Genomic DNA, 18,597 nt, shown 5'->3' with positions numbered 1-18,597 from the left:
ACGAAAGTCTCCTTATCCCCTGATTTCTTACTCAGCCTTGAAGGATTTCAATTCTTTTTCAGTTGAAGGGATCTCGAGTCCGTCCGCGATTTTCTTCTTCCAATCGTCTGTTGCTTTGATGACATCGTCAGAAAGGTTTTCCTTGTGATCCGAGATGCCGACTGCATCCTGTGCCAATCCGTAAGTTAATGTTTTGCCGCCCGGGAATTTGCCGTCACTTGCTTTTTTCGTTAAGTCCTTCACGGCTGTATCCACTTTTTTGACCATTGATGTGAGCGTGACATTGTCTTTTGTGCCTTCAACTTGACCTTCCGCATACTGGTCTTTATCAACGCCGATGACCCATACGTTGCGTTTCGGATCTTCTTTTTTAAGGTTTTTTGCTTCCGTGAAGACGCCCGTACCCGTTGCGCCGGCCGCGTGATAAATGACGTCAACGCCTGATTTGTACATGCTTTCAGCTGTGGCTTTGCCGACATCGGCTTTGTCGAATCCGCCCGCATATTTCACTTCGACGGCCGCTTTCGGATTTGCGGCTTGTACACCGGCGCGGAAGCCGATTTCGAATTTTTTGATCAATTCAGACTCCATGCCGCCCACAAATCCGACTTTTCCCGTTTTGCTCGATAACGCAGCTGCTACTCCCGCGAGGAATGAACCTTCCTGCTCTTTAAATGTAAGGCTCGCCACGTTGTCTTTTTTGACAACGGCGTCAATAATCGCAAAATTTGTGTCTTTGCGCTGATCGGCGATTTCGCTGATGGAATCCTGCATCAGGTACCCGACGCCATAAATCAGGTCAAAGTGTTCCCGTGCTAATTTATTTAAGTTCGTTGTGTAATCTGCATCTGATTTTGATTGGAGATAGTCAAACCCGCTTTTGCCTTTTGTAAGCCCCTTGTCTTTTCCGAATGCCTGAATGCCTTCCCAGGCGGACTGGTTAAATGATTTGTCATCGACTCCGCCGATATCCGTGACCATGCCGACGGTAAAGTTTTTGCTGCCGGAGCCGTTTGCTTTGTCACTCGAACCGCATGCGCTTAATAGGGTTCCGGCCGCCGCGATGAGCGCTACCGCCATTCCGATTTTGCGTTTTTTCAAAGATATAACCCCCCTGTAAAATATGGCTGATACCGTTTTTTTCAGACTTGAGCCGCCGATAGGATACAGAATCGAAAAAACTTTCTGATAATAGTGATGAGACGTCTCTCTTTTGCCCGCTTTGAGCGGCTGTCTCGTGTTAGTTCGGGACTTATGTCATATCTGAAAAGATCAGCTAACCAATCATAATTTATCATTTTACCCAGCATAAATAAATAGAAATTTGCTTATTTTTAAAAAAATATCAATATTATGAATCTGTTTCCTCATTTGGATAAATCATAGGCGGCTCCGTCGGGTCATTATTCTTATATAGCATATCAAAACGGAATCTCAAGCCTTTTGTCAGGGGATATGACAGTAAAAAGCACCGTTCACGGCGGAACGGCGCTTTTGACATTATAAATATTGTTTTATGGTGCTGACATTGCCGGTGTTGATATGGTATTGAAAGACGGGTCTGCCGATCGTGCCGTACGCCATCTCTACGTTCAGCACTTGAATGTCTTCAAGAAATTTAAGGTATTTCCGGATGGAGACTTGCGAGATTTCAGTATGCTTGGCGAGGTCTTCCGTAGTAAAAGAGCTGTCGCCGAAAGATTCGATGCTCGCCCAGATGAGTTTAAGCGTGCTTTTTGTCAGTCCTTTCGGAAGGTGAACCTTTTCCGCCGCTACTTTCTTTTGAAAAAGCTCCGCATCTAATTCTTTCTGTGTCATGCTTCTGTGTGATTGATAAACCTTCTGCTTGCGTCTGTAGTCGGAAAGGGCGGTTTGAAAGCGGTCAAACTCAAATGGTTTGATTAAATAATCGACGGCGCCGTACCGAAGTGTTTTTTTGATGACATCCAGCTCGCTTGCGGCTGAAATGACGATGACATCGACCGATTCATTTTGTTTGCGGATTTCCGTTAAAAGCTCAAGACCGTTTTTTCCCGGCATATAAATGTCAAGGAGGATGAGGTCGATATGATGCTCGCTTAACACGTGCAGCGCGCTTTGAAAGGATGAAGCGATCCCTTTCAGCTGAAAGCCTTCAATCTGGCTGAGATAGCGTTTATTTAATTCACCCACCATGGGGTCGTCTTCAACTATGAGTACATTAATCATCATTTTCCTCCTTCGGTTCATACGGAATGCGAAGACTGAAAGTCGTTCCTTCATTCTTTTCACTTGTCACAATCATGTGGCCTTTTAAATTTTCTGTTGCCTGCTGGGTAAAATAGAGACCGAATCCCCGGTTTGTCCCTTTCGTGGAATAGCCTTGTTCAAAAATACGGGTTTGGTCTTCGGCGGACATTCCGGCTCCGGTGTCCGTAATTTCTATATCAAGCAGTCGATCTTGAAACCGCATCGAACACGTAATGTTTTTTTTCGGCATCGGTGCCACCGCGTCAAGCGCATTGTTCAGCAGATTTCCGATAATCGTAATGAGCTCATGGATGACGGCGGGATCCGCCGCATTCGGAATCATGCTGCCGAGCTGAATGTCCAGGTCAGCGCCCTGTTCGCGTATATAGCTTTGTTTTCCCAGCAGAAACCCTGCAAGAACCGGACTTTTGACATCGCTGATAATCTCGCTTGTTTCCGTCTTCTGCTGAATGGCGATATCCTTAATATAAGTGCCGAGATCATCATATTCTTTTAACTGGACAAGTCCTAAAATGACATGAAGCTTATTCATGAATTCATGGGACTGTGCTCTTAATGCGTTTGCATACATTTTAACACCGGACAGCTGTTCTGCTAAATGTTTGACCTCCGTTTTGTCCCTGAAAGTGGCGATCGCTCCGACGGTTTGTCCTTTCAGATGAATCGGAACCTCATTAAAAACAAGCTCAAGTCCGTTAATGCGGATATCCCTGTCTTGAAGCGGTTTTTTCGTTTCAATCACCTGCTTCAGCCGGCTTTTCGGAAGAATATCGTTCACATCTTGATCGACCGGATTAGTCGGAATACCCATTTTAATAAAGAGGCGTTTCGCTTCGGCATTGGCGAGCTTAATTTTTCCCCGCGCGTCAACCGCGAGGATGCCTTCCTTCGTGGATTCGAGCATGGCGCTCCGCTCTTCAAGCAAAGTGGCAATTTCATAAGGCTCAAGACCGTACATAATGTTTTTAACGGTGCGGGCGACAATGACGGCTCCTATGACGCCGACAAAAATACTTACGCAGATAATGAAATAAAGCGGTCTCAAACTGTGGCTGACGACATCCTGTATTTTGTTAAGCGAAATTCCGACCGAAACGACGCCCACTTGTTTTTTATCTTTTCCGTAGATCGGAACGAAGGCTCTCATGGATTTCCCGAGCGTTCCCGCTGATGTGCTCGTTTTGATATGGCCGTGCATCGCCGGCTGTTCGTCTCCGCCGGTGAATTTCTTACCGATTTTATTTGCGTCGGGGTGGGTGAGACGGATGCTGTTCATATCCATCACCACGACAAATTCGGTTCCTGTCGTATGCTGGACATCCAGTGTATAGTGCCGGAGCTCTTTCAGACCTTTTCTTGTTTGCAATGCCTGCGCGACACTCGGTGTTTCCGCGACCAGCTTTGCGGTTCGCAGGGCGGTTGTCCGCTCTTCTTCTTTCACGCGGTCTGCGGTCTGGACGCTGATAGTGAAAAAGGTGATACAAAGTGCGATAAGAACGACAATACAGACGAATATCGTTAATCGGGTTTGCAATTTTAATGTTTTTTTCATGACAGCCTTCCTTACGTTTATCATTCCCGCGTTCTACTTTACTCCGAAAAAGCCGGTTTGTGAAGATCGGGCTCTTATTTCGTAAAAGTGAGGAAAAATGGAATTTTTTATCTTGTCAATGTGTTTTAAGTCCTCCATAATAAGTGAAGTAGATTACAGAAAGGGACTTTTTATATGAAAAATACTTATTGGACGGGTTATTTTCCGCTCGTTGCGATTCTGCTTTTTAGTTCGTCATTATCCATTTCTACCTCGCTTTATGTCATGAAGATGCTTCAGACGCTCGGCATGTATCAGGGAATGCTGGATTATTTCTCTGAGAAAGGGATCAGACTGGCGCTTTTTGCAGCGTTCGCCCTTGTGTATTTTATGCTTTTTTCGGCTTTGAAGCTGATTGCAAACACAGTGACAGAGCTGTCTCTATTGTTTTTCACAAATGATCCTGAAGGGGAAAACCTGAAAAAAATCAGATTAGGCTCTTTAATTTATGTAGGCGGCGGAATTCTTTCCTTTGCGCTTGTGCAGAACGGTTTCTGGATTGCGGCGTTTTTTGCCGTTGTCACACTCGTTTATTTGATCTTCATGGTGTACAGAATCTATTCAACGCTCTCGGTCGTTTCGCTGATCGGTTTCATATTGCTTGAGATTCTGTTTTGGTTTACTTTTGTTATCGGTATTTTGTACATCTTTATCAAGCTTTATAATAGCATAATGGCTAGCTTACCTGTGTAAGCTAGCCATTTTTATTAGGATAGAAATCGGTTTTTGATCTCAGGGGAGGGGAGCATGCATGCTTCCTTCTTTCCGAACCATTTATAACGGCGCCGGGCGATGAAAGAATAAGCTCTGTCCCTGAGAGGGCGGGGCACTGCGAAAAAAACCGCTGACAGCCGCCAGGCCCCGGAGAGATGCCGGGCAGCCTTTAATACGGCTGCGGATTTTTTGTAGATCCGCCCGTTTTCGATAAAAATCATGCTGTCAAATTGTTCTGTCGGAAGTCCTTCTGATGCCAAAAGCTCCCGGGCGGTATCTGATTGCAATGATGCAAATGAGATCAGGCCGGCCGGATCGCGTTTAATGATGAATTGAACGGCGCCGCTGCATAAGTTGCAGACGCCGTCAAACAAAAGCACGCGGTCCGGAAGCTGAGCTGGTTTCAAGTCGGATCCCCTCCATTATCTTTAATAAGCTGCCTGCAGCGTGTTTTTCCAGATCGAAAGCTGAGGGCTTGCGTCATGCAGATATTCGACGCTTGACTGTGTATCCTTGCCGACCCATACCCCCATCGTGTAAGCATCCGTCAGGCCGACAAACCACATATCGTGATAGTCATTTGACGTCCCTGATTTTCCGCCGACGTACGGAGCTTTAAAGTTCGCTTTTTTCCCTGTTCCGCTTTTCACGACGGCTTTCATCATTTCTTTGATCTGCATGTTGGTCCGCACGCTGAATACCTGCGTCGGCTCATCTTTCCACTTTAATATCGTTTTTCCTTTTAAATCAGTCACTTTCGTAATTGCGTGACTCGGCGTATAAACGCCGTTGTTTCCGAACGTGGTGTACGCATTGGTCATTTCAAGCGGCGTCATGCCGTTTGTAAAACCGCCAAGCGCCGCAGGCAGACGGTAATCCGCGCTGACCAGCTTCGCGAAATGAAACGGTTCAAGATAGCTGAACGCCTTATTGACGCCCACGCGGTCCATGATTCTGATGGCCGGTGTATTGTACGAGTATTTAAACGCCGTTTCCAGCGTAACCGTCCCGTACGTGCGGTTATTATAGTTCTGCGGGCAGTAATCCGCACTGCAGAATTTGCTTGCGTCAATCTTGCTGTGCGGCGTTGCGCCGGTCTTTTCAATGTAAGGCCCGTAATCAAGCAGCGGCTTAATGGATGAACCGGGCTGTCTGTATGCCTGATAGGCGCGGTTGAAATCATATTTATGATAATCTTTCCCGCCTGAAAGCGCGATAATCTGATGCGTCTGATGATTAATCACGGCCGCTCCGCCCTGAACGCCTGCATACGGCAGATTTTGATTCACTTGGGCGACGACCTGATTTTGCATATACGGATTCAGCGCCGTATAAATCTTCACACCGTCTTTTAACAATGTGCCGACTCTATCGGAAAGCTCACTCTGTATTTTTTGTTTCGCCTTTCCGGAAGCTTTTTCAAGGCGTTTGTCATAGCCTTCAGATGATGAAACAAGCTGTGTGAATTCATCATTTACATAGGAAACATAGTCAGGATATTTGTTTGTTTTTTCGTTTATATCAAGCTTGATCTTTTCCTTTTCGGCTTTTTTCAGCTGTTTTCCGGATATGACACCCGCTTTTTTTAATCCGTTAAGCAATCTGACTTGTCGTTTTTTCGTATAGTCAAAATGCTTGAGAGGATCATATAATGTAGGGTTATTAGGGATGGCGCAGATAAAGGCCATTTCTCCCAAGGTGAGAGATTTCAGCGGCTTGCTGAAATAAAATTGTGCCGCCGAACCGACACCGTATACACCGTTATTAAAATAAATCGTATTTAAGTAGCCTTCCAAAATCTCATCTTTGCTGTATTTTTTCTCAAGCTGATAGGAATAGGCCAGCTCCGTCAGTTTTCGGCTGAAGGTGCGTTCATGGCTTAAATACACATTTCTCGCCAGCTGCTGGGTGATGGTGCTGGCGCCCTGGTCAATTTTATGATCTTTAAAATTGGAGGCGGCCGCTCTGACCATCCCCATAAAGTCAAACCCTTTATGCTCATAAAAATGACGGTCTTCAGAGGTTAAAAACAGCTGTTTTACCTCATTCGGTATTTTATTAAAGGGCACGATCACGCGGTTCTCATGATCGCTGACAATCTCAGAAACAAGGCTTCCGTCCCTGTCATACATGTAACTGTTTTGAACCAGGTTGATCGCTTTTAAATCAATATGTTTATCGAGCACCTGATCAAAAGGCTTGATTTGTTTTACCTCTTTGCCGGAAGCAATAACTGTAAATGCAAACAACGGGATAATGCCGAGCAGCAAAATCCATCCGATTATTTTACGTACCATGGTCACTCTCTTTTCTCCTGATTTCTAGCCATATCGTATCATTCTTTTAAGAATACGAGAAGGTTAAATTTAGAAGAAATCGTAATTGCTGATCGGTCAGCCCGCATCAGACGCTGTATCTTTTTGCAAATGTCCGGCCAGCCATAAAAGCCCCGCGCCTGCCAAAAAGAGAAAAGCGGTGACGTAGAAAGCGGCCGAAATGGAAAAGCCGCTTGACACCGCACCGCCGAGCAGAGGGCCGATTACGTTTCCGAGAAAACGAAAGCTGACGTTATAGCCGAGCACCTCCCCCTGAATGCTGCCCGGCGCCCTGACGCGGATCGCTGCCGTAATACAAGGCAGCGTCCCGCCCATGACCATCCCGAAAAGAAATCTGAAGACTAAAAGGATGGAAAGGGAGGAGGCGATCGCCTGGGGAATAAAAAACACCGCTGAGGCAATTAAAAGCACGATTAAGATCCGGCTGTGGCCGAAGCGGTCGCCGAGGTCTCCCCATTTCCGGGCCAGCAGCAAGCTTCCGAGTCCGGTCGCAGAAAACGCCATTCCGGAGAAAAAGGCTAAATTAACAGGTCCGTGCAGCTCATTAACATATAAAGCGAGAAGCGGCTGAATACTGAAATTGCCGGTCTGCACGATCATAGTAAGCACCATCATCGCCCAAAGCGCGGGCTGGTGAAAAATATAAGAGAGCACCTGTTTTCTGGAGTAGGTTTTCCGCTTGCTTTGTTTCTCGCCGAGCGGCTGCTCATTGACCTGAAATAAAACGAGAAGCACAGATGCGAAAATGACAAAAGACGTAATAAAAAACGTGTACGTAAACCCGAAGCTGTCAGCAAGCAGCCCGCCCAGCATCGGTCCGAATAAAGTGCCTGACACTTGACCCATCTGCAGCGTGCCGAGTGTTTTCCCGGCAGTCTCTTTCGGCGTCTGCGCCGAAATCATCGCCAGTGATGTCGGAACAAAGCCTGTTACAAGGCCCATAAGCAGCCGGAGGACAAACAGCTGATAAACCGATGTCACAAACCCCATCAATAAAATGCTGACGGCAATGCCGGTGCCTGTAATCAAGAGAATTTTTTTGTAGCCGCGGTTATCGCCGAATCTTCCCCAAAACGGGGAAATCACAAACGCCATTAAAAACGTGACGCCGAACACATAACCGCTCCATCTCTGCACATACCCGCCCGAATGGGGGCTGATCGTTTCAATATATAACGAAAGAAACGGAACAATCATAGTCATGCTGGCGGAAATAAAGAAATTTGTAATCCAAATGACGACGAAGTTCTTCTTACGGACAGAAATAACATCACCTTCTTTACTTTTCGTGTGTCTAATTATAAGTATATAGGAATGAATCCGGTATTTGTATTTTCGATGCGGATATAGGAAAATTCATTATTTTTAGAAAATGAAGAAAGTTTCAGAGGGGAAACTGATATACTATCATAAAATATCATTTTTGATCGGAGGAAAGGCAGGTGTAAAAAAGTGGATCAGCGCAGTCTTCTCATTATTGATTTTGAATTTACGATGCCTGACGGAAAATACAGCCCGCAAAATTTCTTTCCCGAAATTATTGAAGCGGGGATTGTCAAGACAGTGAATGATGAAGTGACTGAAACGTTTTCGAGTTATATCAAACCGAAAAAATTTCCGAAGCTGACAAAACGATGCAAAACCTTTCTGAACATCACTCAAAAAGACGTGGACGGCGGAATCACGTTTAATGAATTCATCGGCAAATTAAATGAGCTTGACCCTGATAAAAACTGCACGATCGTCACCTGGGGCAATATGGATATGAAAGTGTTAAAGCAAAATTGCATGTTTAACCACATCCCCTTTCCATTTAAAGGAGAACTCCGGGATTTGTCCCTTGAATATAAAAACTTCTTCGGAGACAGAACTCTGACCGGGCTTTGGAAAGCGGCTGAAGAGTATGGCGATAAAGGGACGGGCACACATCATAAAGCGCTTGATGATGCGCAGACGACTTATAAATTATTCAAGCTTGTCGAACGGGATAAACAATACCTTGAAAAACCGAAACCTCCGACGATCGGCGATCGCGTCGATCTGACTGAACTGTTTCGCCGGGCCACATAAAAAAACCCAATCATGCCGACTGGGTCATAGTCTTTTAAAATAGTCGCGCTCTAACACGGCCAAGTTGGCGAGCGAACGTTTCGCCCATTCTGAGCCGTCCGCTGTGAGCTGATCTTTCAGCCGGGCAGCCGCCGCTTGTAAGGAAGCCGTATAATCAGGAACTTCGCCTTCAAACGGTTTGACCATATGATGCGGTATGTTTGTCTGTTCTCCGAATGCCAGCGCTCTTCTTTCATGAAAAAACGGAACATCGGCCTGCTTCGGATGATGAAGATCTCCTTGAGCGGGATGCGTCAGAACGGCTTTAATTTTTACTAAATAGTGATTGGGCCTGATGTCTGTCACTTCCCCTATGTATACTCCTGTTTTATAAAACCCTTTTACGATTGTGCCGATTTCAAATGAATTCATTGCGTTCACCTCTCTGTTTATTCTATATAAGATCAACGCGATTGGCTAGAGAACAGCTGCCGGAAGCCTGACAGAGGCCGTGGTGCCCGAGTGCTCTCCGCTGGTGAAATAGACGGAGCCTTCATGATGCTGAATAATGGAGAATGTCACAGTAAGCCCAAGTCCGGTGCCGTTAGTCTTCAGCGTATAATACGGCTTGCCGAGTTTTTGAAGTTCTTCGTCGGACATGCCGATCCCATTATCCGTAATCTGAATGAGAATCATCTGTTCCTGTTTTTGGACGGAGACCTCGATATGGCCGTTTTCAGAAGGCACGGCTTCAATACTGTTTTTAATCAGATTAATGAAGGCTTGTTTCAGTTTTTTCACATCCCCGAACACATATAAATCCGGCTCGCTTCGAACAGTAACGGTCACTGATTTAAAATTGGCGTATGACTCCATTAAGGACCCTGTTTCCTTCACAAGCAGAGAAATATCAAACCTTTCCTTTTCATAATCATCCTGCTTCGCCATATCCAGATAATTCGTTATGATCGTCTGAGCCCGGTCAAGTTCGGACAGCACAAGCTTCTGATACCCGGCGTGTGATTTTTCCTGAAGCTGATCGCCGCTGAACAGCAGCTGCACGAAACCTCTGACGACCGTGAGCGGATTGCGGACTTCGTGTGCGACGCTTGCCGCAAGCTCGCTGACGACAGCCATTTTCTCTGAATGAATCAGCCTTGCCCGCATGGACGCATTCTCATCAATGATTTCAATCAAATAAATGCACAGCACAAGAGCGCTGATCTGAAAAAAAACGGATACTCCCGCCTCATAATATACGGAAGATAGATTTTGAAAGTTGAAAATATTGGTCACGGAATAGATGAAGACAGATGCGGTTAATAAGGCGGCTTCAGTACAGCCGATGAGAAGAGCGAAAATCAGTTTCTTCCGCTTTGAAAAAAAGGGCCATTTCGTTTGGAGCTGGATAGAGATGATGATTAAAAAAGGAATTAAGGATAAGAAAAAAAGAGCGGAAGGTTCAAACCATATGAGCTGGAACAAAACAGACGCTGCTCCTGCGGCAAGTCCTGCGGCAGTTCCGGAATAAAGCAGGCAGACGATAATGGGAATCAGCTGCAATCCGTAACGGACGGAATGAAGCTCCTGGATGGGAAAAGCCGTACATAATAATGAAGATGCCGCTGCAAATACGGCGACCAGCAGGCGGTTCGCTCTCGGCACAAGCAAATCGGGCTTGCTGAGCCAGAAGACTTGATAGAGAAAAATAGGAAATAAAAGAAAAGAGAAGTGAAGCAGATAATCCTTTACAATCTCCATTTATGCGAAATCCTTTCTTATGTAAATATGAACCTATTATAACATCTTTACCGGAAAAAAAAGTATATATTTCTCTAAAGAGAACGCCCTTATCTCTTCTGATAAAGGCGTCCTTTACGTTATGAAGCAAGCGCTGCTTTGATTCTCTCAAGCCCTTCTTTTACAGTTGCTGCCGAACAGCCGACATTGAGTCTCATAAATCCTTCGCCGCCCGGTCCGTATTTCGTTCCCGGTTCTAAAATGATTTTCCCTTTTTTGAGCATTCTATCTTTGAGCTCGGCGTCTGAAAATCCGTATTCGCTGAAATCCATCCAGATCAAATAGGAAGCATCAGGCTTCATCATGCGGACTTTCGGCAATTCTTTTTTAAAAAAGTCCTCAGCTAATTTCATATTTCCCTCAATGTAAGGAATCAGCGCGTCAAGCCAAGGGCCTCCCTTTGTATAAGCCGCTTCGATTGCTGCAACCGCAAATGTGTTGAGATTGGAGATCCCGTTCCGATGCAATGCCGCGGAGAATTTCGCCCGCTTATACCGATCGGGAATGATAATGGCCGATGCCTGAAGGCCGGCAATATTAAACGTCTTGCTCGGCGCGACACAAGTAACGGAAATCCGCGCAAAATCCTCAGACAGAGAAGCAAAAGGCGTGTGCGGTTTTCCGTACAGCATCAAGTCGGAGTGAATCTCGTCAGAAACGACGGTGACGTTATGGGCGGCGCACAGTGATCCGAGCTTCAAAAGCTCATCCCGGCTCCACGCTCTGCCGGACGGATTGTGCGGATTACAGAGAATCATCAGCTTAACTCCTGAATCGCTCAGCTTTTTCTCAAGGTCCTCAAAATCCATGCGGTAGATTCCGTTTTCTTCCCGTAAAGGATTATGTAAAACCTGCCGTTTGTTTTCTTCGATCATCTGATAAAAAGGCGTATATACCGGTGACTGGATCAAAACCTCATCTCCCGGTTCGGTAAAGGCCTGGACGGCCATGCTGAGCGCCGTCACAACTCCGGGGCTGAACGTGATGCTTGCGGGATCTGGCCGGTAGCCGTGCCGTGTATCAAGCCATGAAGCGACGGCTTTTTTTGTGTTTTCGTCAGGAGACGTATAACCGAATATGCCATGGTCAAGACGGGCTTTTAATGCCTCTGTGACTGCTTCGGGAGCGCGGAAATCCATATCGGCCACCCACATCGGAAGTGCGTCCGATACGCCGAATAACGCTTCCGCCTTGTCCCATTTCACCGATTGAGTGCCAAAGCGGTTTTCTCGAAGGTCAAAGTTCATGTATGTCACTCCTGTTGTATCATTATTTTTCACATCGTATCTATGATAAAATAGATTTTCAAACTTTATTATAAGCGGTGATGAAAATGGAAGAAAGCCAAGCGGTCATGGAAATGATGAAAATCATTGCCAAGTGGGACCCGTTTAAATATGGAGAAGAATTTTATGAGACAGAAGCTGTCGATATCGTTCAGGCCGTATATCGTGAAGACAGCGCCGGCAAGCTGGCAGAAGCCATACAGGACATCTTTGAAGTTTCATTTGAACAAAAGCTTCCGATCGAAGACTGTCAAAAGGCCGCCGCGCAGCTTCTGCTCATAAAAGAAAGCAGCTCCTGCACCCCTTAAAACCGGCGGAAACGCCGGTTTTTTTATTGGACAAATTCAAAAATCCGCTCCGAAACAAACTCAGGACGCTCTTCGGGGACGAGGTGCCCCGTATCTTTAAGCGAATATAAAATAGAATCCGGCAGGTCGTGATGAAGCCGTTTTCCGACTGAAACCGGCACGACCCGGTCTTCTTCCCCCCATATTAAAAGAGCGGGGTTTTGTATTTTCTTCAAATCCTCAGAGTCCAAATCGCCCTCCCTGTGTCTGATGAACCTTGTCATCGCTTTGAAAATCTGGCGGTCTGTAAATGGTTTTTCATAGCCGTCAATCATTTCCTGGTCGATAAGCGTCCGGTCGTGCACGACATTTAACAGGTTTTTCAGCACGCCGTCTTTTGAAAGCCAATACTTAAGATACAGGTCAAAACAAGGGATATGCGTTCCGACTATAATCGACGGATGCGAGCGTTTTAAATACCCTGAGCTGCACAGCAGGACGATTTTAGTAAAAAGCTCGGGTTTAAGCAGAGACGCGGATAAGGAAATCTGGCCGCCCATCGAATGGCCGACGAGCGCGGCCCGGCTGATATTGAGCTTTTCCAAAAGTCCGATCAGAAGCTTGGCGAGGTTTGCATAAGTGTATACGAACGTCCGTGACTTTTCCGATTGTCCGAAAGGAGGCAGGTCAACGGCGATAATATCATAATGGTTTCTGAGCAGCGGAATCAGTTTTCTGAAGCTGAATGCCGAAGATAAAAAACCGTGTACGCAGACGAGCGTCTGTCTGCCGGGATTCTCATAATGCTCGTAATACAGCTCAACTCCGTGTATCGCGGCCCGTTTAATCGGTGAAACAGCTTCCATGAGCGTCTTCTCCGTCCTTTCTGTGTTGTAGTGTAATGGCTTTTTAATTGTCAGATTTTAACTCTGGTTTCTTGCGGGTTTTTCTTAGCATTTGTCGAAAATCGTGATATAATGTCATGAAGATTTTTGATAAAGCAAAGGTGTGAAACGTATGAAGCTGACTGAAAAAGAAACAGAAATATTAGAAATTTTAGACGAAAACAGCCGCGTTGATGCGGAAACGATCGCCAAAATGGCGAACATTCCCGCCGATGAAGTCAAAAGCATCATTGAAAAGCTTGAAAAGGAAAAAGTCATCATTGATTATGCGGCGATGATCGACTGGCGCAAAGTTGACGGGCTGGAAGGCGTCACGGCGATGATTGACGTAAAAGTCACTCCGAAACGAAATGTCGGCTTTGATGAAGTTGCTGAACGGATATACAGATTCCAGGAAGTCGAATCAGTGTACCTGATGTCAGGGGTGTATGACTTATCTGTCGTCATCCGCGGCAATACGATGTCAGACGTGGCGAGCTTCGTTTCTGAAAAACTGTCCACCCTTGAGTCTGTCGTTTCCACGACAACGCACTTCATCCTGAAAAAATATAAGCATGACGGCAAAGTCTTTGAAAGCGGAGACGATGACAAAAGAATCGTGGTGTCTCCGTAAATGGAAACGAAGACTTCTTATTTATCGGATTATGTGCAGCAGATTAAACCGTCAGGCATCCGCAAATTCTTTGATCTGGCCGCTACGATGGAAGGTGTCATTTCACTGGGAGTGGGAGAGCCTGACTTTGTGACGGCTTGGAACGTGAGGGAAGCGAGTATTCTTTCTTTAGAACAGGGCTACACGGCTTATACGGCAAATGCGGGTCTTTATGAACTGAGAGAAGAGATCAGCTGCTATTTAGATAAGCGGTTCGGCCTGAATTATTCGCCTGACAGTGAACTGATTGTTACGGTAGGGGCAAGCCAGGCGCTTGATCTCGCTGTCCGCGCCATTATGAATCCCGGAGAGGAAATGTTAATTCCCGAACCGTGTTTTGTCGCATATGAATCACTCGTGACGCTGACGGGGGCGAAGCCGGTGCCGATTCAGACTGTCGCTGCAAAAGGTTTCAAAGCATCCCCGGCCGATTTTGAAGCGGCCCTGACGGACAAAACGAAAGCGCTGCTTCTTTGCTCGCCGTCAAACCCGACCGGTTCCGTCTATTCGAAAGAAGAACTTGAATCCATCGCTGCTTTCGCTGAAAAACATGACTTGATCGTGCTTTCCGATGAAATTTATGCCGAGCTGACGTATGATGAGCCATTCACGAGCATGGGTGCCATCCGCGGCATGAAGGAGCGGACGATTCTGATTTCAGGGTTCTCCAAAGCATTTGCCATGACGGGATGGAGACTCGGATTTACGGCGGCGCCTCCCGTAATCAGGGATGCCATGCTCAAAATTCATCAGCACGCGATGATGTGTGCGCCTTCTATGGCGCAGTACGCCGCGCTTGAAGGTTTGAAAAACGGTCAGGAAGACGTCGAACGAATGAAAAAAAGCTACCGGAGACGCCGAAATCTGATTGTGGAAACACTGAACGAAATCGGACTCGGCTGCCACCATCCTGGCGGAGCGTTTTACGCTTTTCCTTCCATTCAATCGACAGGCATGAGTTCAGAAGAGTTCGCGGAACAGCTGCTTCTTGAAGAAAAAGTAGCCGTCGTTCCGGGGAATGTATTCGGCCCGAGCGGCGAAGGGTACATCAGATGCTCCTATGCAACATCTATTGAGCAGATTCAGGAAGCGCTCGTCAGAATCAAACGGTTTGTTGAAAAAAGGGCATAAAAAAAGATACGAACCCGGTTCGCATCCAAATAAAAGGGGGGAATACTAGAAAGCCTTCGTAATCATAGTATACCCACCTTTTTCTGTGCTTAAACATCATCATACAAAAAAGTTCCCTTTGCGAAAAACAAACTTGTATGATATAATTTTAAATTGCGTATAAACTGTATTTAATTTAACTTAGGAGTTGTTATGAATGGCAGCAAAATTTGAAGTGGGCAGTGTTTACACTGGTAAAGTAACAGGATTACAAGCGTATGGTGCGTTTGTTGCATTAGATGAAGAAACTCAAGGACTTGTTCACATTTCTGAAGTCACTCACGGTTTCGTAAAAGACATTAACGAGCACCTTTCTATCGGTGACGAAGTACAAGTAAAAGTTCTTGCAGTTGACGAAGAAAAAGGTAAAATCAGCCTTTCTATCCGTGCGACTCAAGCAGCGCCTGAAAGAAAAGAAAGCAAGCCAAGAAAACCGAAAGCGGCTCAAGTTTCTGAAGAAACATCTGCTCCGCAAGGTTTCAACACACTGAAAGATAAGCTTGAAGAGTGGATCGAACAGTCCAACCGTAAAGACCTTATCAAAAAATAAGCATCAAAAAAAGCACCGGATATGTATGTTCGGTGCTTTTTTTATGTTTATCTGACTTCTGGATTTGCCGCTTCCTCGCGGGATGTTTCTTCGTTCGGCTTAAACAGCAGGCCGAGATTGATGAGACCGGCGATGCCGACAAGGCCGTAAATAATCCGCGACAGAGCCGATCCTTGGCCGCCGAAGATGGCTGCTACTAAATCAAATTGGAAAAATCCGATCAGTCCCCAGTTAATCGCGCCGATAATGGTTAAAACAAGACAGATCCGCTGAATAACACTCATGTAAACAACCTCCTCTATGAATTCGTGAAACAGTTATAGATTGTGACAAAGCAAAGAAACTATACATGCTTCATTCTCCGGCGTGAAAATCGCATCCTGTCTCATGCTGTACCAGTGCCTTTCCCGTGAACCCGCTGTCATGAAACCGTGTGATGTGCCGTCAAAAAAGCGGATTGCTTTACATTGAACGTCAACTTTCTGCATAATATAAATCCAAAGGAGGAGATGTCATGCAAAACTTTACATATTGGAATCCGACAAAATTGATTTTCGGAAAGGGAGAGGTTGAAAAGCTTCCGGAAGAAATCAAGCCGTACGGAAAAAACGTGCTGCTCGTATACGGAGGCGGCAGCATTAAGCGCAGCGGTCTTTATGATCAAGTAACTGAGCTGCTGAAAAAAGCCGGAGTTACGGTGCATGAATTGGCAGGCGTAGAGCCGAATCCGCGTGTCTCAACGGTGAACAAAGGTGTTGCGCTCTGTAAAGAAAACAGCATCGATTTCTTATTGGCCGTCGGCGGCGGAAGTGTCATTGACTGCACGAAAGCCATCGCCGCGGGCGCTAAATATGATGGTGATGCGTGGGATATCGTCACGAAAAAACACCAGCCGAAAGAAGCGCTGCCGTTCGGAACAGTGCTGACACTTGCGGCGACTGGTTCGGAAATGAACGCCGGATCAGTGATCACAAACTGGGAGACACAGGAGAAATACGGATGGGGAAGCCCGCTCGTTTATCCTAAATTCTCTATTCTTGATCCGGTAAACACATTTACCGTTCCGAAAGACCACACCATTTACGGCATGGTCGATATGATGAGCCATGTGTTTGAACAATATTTCCACCACACGTCAAACACGCCGTATCAGGACCGGATGTGTGAATCACTTCTGCGCACGGTGATTGAAACAGCGCCGAATCTGATCAATGATCTGGAGAACTATGAGCTTCGTGAAACCATTTTATATACAGGCACCATCGCATTAAACGGAATGCTGTCAATGGGCGCAAGAGGGGATTGGGCCACACACAACATCGAGCATGCGGTGTCAGCGGTGTACGATATCCCGCACGCCGGAGGTTTGGCGATCTTGTTCCCGAACTGGATGAGACATGTGCTCAAAGAAAATCCGGCCCGCTTTAAGCAGCTTGCCGTCCGTGTTTTTGATATTGACGAGGCAGGCAGATCAGATGAAGAGATCGCGCTTGAAGGGATCAGCAAGCTGTCTGCTTTCTGGACGAGCCTCGGCGCTCCGAACAGACTCGCTGATTATGATATTTCAGATGAAAAGCTGGATACAATTGCAGATAAAGCGATGGCAAACGGCGCATTCGGACAGTTCAAATCACTGCAGAAAGAAGATGTGCTTGCGATACTGAAGGCATCATTGTAATAGAATAAAGGGGGCGGCCGAACTGGCAGCTCCTTTTTTTCTGTGTTATAGTAATTCCCTTACGATTTTTTTTGGAGGTTATGATAAATGGAGAACTTTACGTACTACAATCCGACGAAACTGATTTTCGGAAAAGGTCAAATCGACCAATTGAAAAAAGAGCTGAAACAATACGGGAAAAACGTGCTGCTTGTATACGGAGGCGGCAGCATTAAGCGAAACGGCCTGTATGACCAAGTAACAGGCATCTTAAAAGAAGAAGGCGCAGCCGTTCATGAGCTTGCGGGCGTTGAACCGAACCCGCGTCTGGCAACGGTGAATAAAGGAATTGAGCTGTGCAGACAGCATGAAATTGATTTTCTTCTCGCAGTCGGCGGCGGAAGTGTCATCGACTGTACAAAAGCGATTGCGGCCGGAGCGAAGTATGACGGAGACGCATGGGACATTTACAGCAAAAAAGTAACGGCACAGGACGCGCTTCCGTTCGGCACGGTGCTGACGCTTGCGGCGACAGGCTCTGAAATGAACCCTGATTCCGTTATCACAAATTGGGAAACGAATGAAAAATACGTATGGGGCAGCAATGTCACTCATCCGCGTTTCTCTATTTTAGACCCTGAGAATACATTCAGCGTTCCGGAAAACCAAACCGTATACGGCATGGTGGATATGATGAGCCACGTATTCGAACAATACTTCCACAATGTTGAAAATACGCCGCTTCAGGACAGAATGTGCTTTGCGGTCCTTCAGACGGTGATTGAAACAGCGCCGAAACTTTTGGAAGACCTTGGGAATTATAAGCATCGCGAAACGATTTTATACGCGGGTACGATCGCTTTAAACGGCACGCTGCAAATGGGCTATTTCGGCGATTGGGCTTCCCACACAATGGAGCACGCCGTATCAGCGGTTTATGACATCCCTCACGCGGGAGGACTTGCGATTCTGTTCCCGAATTGGATGAGATACACGCTTGATACAAATGTAGACCGTTTTAAAAACCTCATGCTCAACATGTTTGACATTGATACCGAAGGCAAAACAGATAAAGAAATTGCTTTAGAAGGAATCGATAAGTTATCAGCGTTCTGGTCAAGCCTCGGCGCGCCGTCCCGTCTTGCGGATTATGACATCGGCGAAGACAAGCTTGAGCTGATCGCAGATATCGCCGCAAAAGAAATGGAACACGGCGGATTCGGCAATTTCCAAAAACTGAACAAAGATGACGTGCTTGCCATCCTGAAGGCGTCTCTGTAAGATCCCATCCTGCAGATCTACCGGATTTTCTATGAGTGAATCAGGAGCAAGTGACACACTCCTTGCACT

The 18,597-nt window shown here is 46.2% G+C and carries 19 protein-coding genes; 8 read left to right on the top strand and 11 right to left on the bottom strand.

Translation table 11 applies throughout. The annotated features are described in order from the left end of the window. Nucleotides 1-27: 27 nt before the first annotated feature. The 3 genes from AD710_RS03290 to malK all read right to left on the bottom strand — a co-directional run bounded on the left by AD710_RS03290 (nucleotide 28) and on the right by malK (nucleotide 3,802). Entirely contained in the window at nucleotides 28-1,101 is a 1,074-nt protein-coding gene (locus AD710_RS03290) for a BMP family lipoprotein (RefSeq protein ID WP_016938129.1), read from the bottom strand. 399 nt (nucleotides 1,102-1,500) lie between these two features. Then, nucleotides 1,501-2,208: a response regulator gene (locus tag AD710_RS03285; protein WP_016938130.1), complete on the bottom strand. Its 708-nt coding sequence runs from the start codon at nucleotides 2,206-2,208 to the stop codon at nucleotides 1,501-1,503. Beyond that, entirely contained in the window at nucleotides 2,201-3,802 is a 1,602-nt protein-coding gene (malK, locus tag AD710_RS03280) for a malate sensor histidine kinase MalK (protein WP_049627256.1), read from the bottom strand. Before malK ends, AD710_RS03285 begins: the two co-directional genes overlap by 8 nt. 174 nt (nucleotides 3,803-3,976) lie before the next feature. Here malK and AD710_RS03275 point away from each other — a divergent pair, with 174 nt between their 5' ends. Then, nucleotides 3,977-4,534, top strand: coding sequence for a YufK family protein (locus tag AD710_RS03275; protein WP_045925838.1), 558 nt, complete (start codon nucleotides 3,977-3,979; stop codon nucleotides 4,532-4,534). 14 nt (nucleotides 4,535-4,548) lie between these two features. Here the strand turns inward: AD710_RS03275 and AD710_RS03270 are convergent, their stop codons facing one another. The 3 genes from AD710_RS03270 to AD710_RS03260 form a co-directional block, all read right to left on the bottom strand. Next, nucleotides 4,549-4,962, bottom strand: coding sequence for a thiol-disulfide oxidoreductase DCC family protein (locus AD710_RS03270; RefSeq protein ID WP_016938133.1), 414 nt, complete (start codon nucleotides 4,960-4,962; stop codon nucleotides 4,549-4,551). Between the two features lie 21 nt (nucleotides 4,963-4,983). Next, complete coding sequence (locus AD710_RS03265) at nucleotides 4,984-6,858, bottom strand: transglycosylase domain-containing protein (RefSeq protein ID WP_156187150.1); 1,875 nt, start codon at nucleotides 6,856-6,858, stop codon at nucleotides 4,984-4,986. A 90-nt stretch (nucleotides 6,859-6,948) separates the two neighbouring features. After that, the gene (locus tag AD710_RS03260) at nucleotides 6,949-8,193 is read right to left on the bottom strand and encodes a multidrug efflux MFS transporter (RefSeq protein WP_082197856.1); all 1,245 of its coding nucleotides are present in this window, start codon (nucleotides 8,191-8,193) and stop codon (nucleotides 6,949-6,951) included. Between the two features lie 150 nt (nucleotides 8,194-8,343). On the opposite strand from AD710_RS03260, the gene kapD reads away from it, so the two are divergent. Beyond that, on the top strand, nucleotides 8,344-8,961 hold the full coding sequence (gene kapD / locus AD710_RS03255) for a 3'-5' exonuclease KapD (RefSeq protein WP_045925837.1): 618 nt from the start codon (nucleotides 8,344-8,346) through the stop codon (nucleotides 8,959-8,961). A gap of 24 nt (nucleotides 8,962-8,985) precedes the next feature. Here kapD and AD710_RS03250 read toward each other — a convergent pair whose 3' ends face one another. The 3 genes from AD710_RS03250 to AD710_RS03240 form a co-directional block, all read right to left on the bottom strand. After that, nucleotides 8,986-9,372, bottom strand: a complete 387-nt coding sequence (locus AD710_RS03250; RefSeq protein WP_045925836.1) for a kinase-associated lipoprotein KapB — start codon at nucleotides 9,370-9,372, stop codon at nucleotides 8,986-8,988. A 45-nt stretch (nucleotides 9,373-9,417) separates the two neighbouring features. Beyond that, complete coding sequence (locus tag AD710_RS03245; protein ID WP_049627255.1) at nucleotides 9,418-10,701, bottom strand: sensor histidine kinase; 1,284 nt, start codon at nucleotides 10,699-10,701, stop codon at nucleotides 9,418-9,420. 119 nt (nucleotides 10,702-10,820) lie between these two features. Further along, nucleotides 10,821-11,987 (bottom strand): MalY/PatB family protein, encoded by a 1,167-nt coding sequence (locus AD710_RS03240; RefSeq protein WP_049627254.1) that lies wholly within the window; start codon nucleotides 11,985-11,987, stop codon nucleotides 10,821-10,823. Between the two features lie 86 nt (nucleotides 11,988-12,073). Here AD710_RS03240 and AD710_RS03235 point away from each other — a divergent pair, with 86 nt between their 5' ends. Next, nucleotides 12,074-12,334 (top strand): DUF1871 family protein, encoded by a 261-nt coding sequence (locus tag AD710_RS03235; protein ID WP_045925833.1) that lies wholly within the window; start codon nucleotides 12,074-12,076, stop codon nucleotides 12,332-12,334. A 23-nt stretch (nucleotides 12,335-12,357) separates the two neighbouring features. On the opposite strand, the gene AD710_RS03230 is transcribed toward AD710_RS03235, so the two are convergent. Next, nucleotides 12,358-13,179, bottom strand: coding sequence for an alpha/beta fold hydrolase (locus AD710_RS03230; RefSeq protein ID WP_045925832.1), 822 nt, complete (start codon nucleotides 13,177-13,179; stop codon nucleotides 12,358-12,360). 151 nt (nucleotides 13,180-13,330) lie between these two features. Here AD710_RS03230 and AD710_RS03225 point away from each other — a divergent pair, with 151 nt between their 5' ends. From AD710_RS03225 to yugI, 3 genes are all read left to right on the top strand, one after another. After that, nucleotides 13,331-13,831 (top strand): Lrp/AsnC family transcriptional regulator, encoded by a 501-nt coding sequence (locus tag AD710_RS03225; protein WP_016938141.1) that lies wholly within the window; start codon nucleotides 13,331-13,333, stop codon nucleotides 13,829-13,831. Beyond that, entirely contained in the window at nucleotides 13,832-15,001 is a 1,170-nt protein-coding gene (locus tag AD710_RS03220) for an aminotransferase (protein ID WP_049627253.1), read from the top strand. 196 nt (nucleotides 15,002-15,197) lie between these two features. After that, complete coding sequence (gene yugI / locus AD710_RS03215; RefSeq protein WP_003152102.1) at nucleotides 15,198-15,590, top strand: S1 domain-containing post-transcriptional regulator GSP13; 393 nt, start codon at nucleotides 15,198-15,200, stop codon at nucleotides 15,588-15,590. Nucleotides 15,591-15,637: 47 nt separating this feature from the next. Here yugI and AD710_RS03210 read toward each other — a convergent pair whose 3' ends face one another. Continuing rightward, a complete protein-coding gene (locus AD710_RS03210) occupies nucleotides 15,638-15,874 on the bottom strand; it encodes a DUF378 domain-containing protein (RefSeq protein ID WP_003152104.1) in 237 nt (78 codons plus the stop codon). A 230-nt stretch (nucleotides 15,875-16,104) separates the two neighbouring features. Here AD710_RS03210 and AD710_RS03205 point away from each other — a divergent pair, with 230 nt between their 5' ends. Continuing rightward, nucleotides 16,105-17,268, top strand: coding sequence for an iron-containing alcohol dehydrogenase (locus AD710_RS03205; RefSeq protein ID WP_049627252.1), 1,164 nt, complete (start codon nucleotides 16,105-16,107; stop codon nucleotides 17,266-17,268). Nucleotides 17,269-17,355: 87 nt separating this feature from the next. Continuing rightward, the gene (locus AD710_RS03200) at nucleotides 17,356-18,528 is read left to right on the top strand and encodes an iron-containing alcohol dehydrogenase (protein WP_045925829.1); all 1,173 of its coding nucleotides are present in this window, start codon (nucleotides 17,356-17,358) and stop codon (nucleotides 18,526-18,528) included. Nucleotides 18,529-18,597: the final 69 nt, after the last annotated feature.

It is taken from the genome of Bacillus sp. JFL15 (genome assembly GCF_001184225.1).
Lineage (GTDB): Bacteria > Bacillota > Bacilli > Bacillales > Bacillaceae > Bacillus > Bacillus siamensis.
This window is presented reverse-complemented; position numbering and strand designations above follow the sequence as displayed.

Coding starts and splice junctions, on each gene's coding strand:
- AD710_RS03285 (WP_016938130.1), bottom strand. CDS start 2,208: ATGATTAATGTACTCATAGTTGAAGACGACCCCATGGTGGGTGAATTA.
- malK (WP_049627256.1), bottom strand. CDS start 3,802: ATGAAAAAAACATTAAAATTGCAAACCCGATTAACGATATTCGTCTGT.
- AD710_RS03275 (WP_045925838.1), top strand. CDS start 3,977: ATGAAAAATACTTATTGGACGGGTTATTTTCCGCTCGTTGCGATTCTG.
- AD710_RS03250 (WP_045925836.1), bottom strand. CDS start 9,372: ATGAATTCATTTGAAATCGGCACAATCGTAAAAGGGTTTTATAAAACA.
- AD710_RS03245 (WP_049627255.1), bottom strand. CDS start 10,701: ATGGAGATTGTAAAGGATTATCTGCTTCACTTCTCTTTTCTTTTATTT.
- AD710_RS03240 (WP_049627254.1), bottom strand. CDS start 11,987: ATGAACTTTGACCTTCGAGAAAACCGCTTTGGCACTCAATCGGTGAAA.
- AD710_RS03235 (WP_045925833.1), top strand. CDS start 12,074: ATGGAAGAAAGCCAAGCGGTCATGGAAATGATGAAAATCATTGCCAAG.
- AD710_RS03230 (WP_045925832.1), bottom strand. CDS start 13,179: ATGGAAGCTGTTTCACCGATTAAACGGGCCGCGATACACGGAGTTGAG.
- AD710_RS03225 (WP_016938141.1), top strand. CDS start 13,331: ATGAAGCTGACTGAAAAAGAAACAGAAATATTAGAAATTTTAGACGAA.
- AD710_RS03220 (WP_049627253.1), top strand. CDS start 13,832: ATGGAAACGAAGACTTCTTATTTATCGGATTATGTGCAGCAGATTAAA.
- yugI (WP_003152102.1), top strand. CDS start 15,198: ATGGCAGCAAAATTTGAAGTGGGCAGTGTTTACACTGGTAAAGTAACA.
- AD710_RS03210 (WP_003152104.1), bottom strand. CDS start 15,874: ATGAGTGTTATTCAGCGGATCTGTCTTGTTTTAACCATTATCGGCGCG.
- AD710_RS03205 (WP_049627252.1), top strand. CDS start 16,105: ATGCAAAACTTTACATATTGGAATCCGACAAAATTGATTTTCGGAAAG.
- AD710_RS03200 (WP_045925829.1), top strand. CDS start 17,356: ATGGAGAACTTTACGTACTACAATCCGACGAAACTGATTTTCGGAAAA.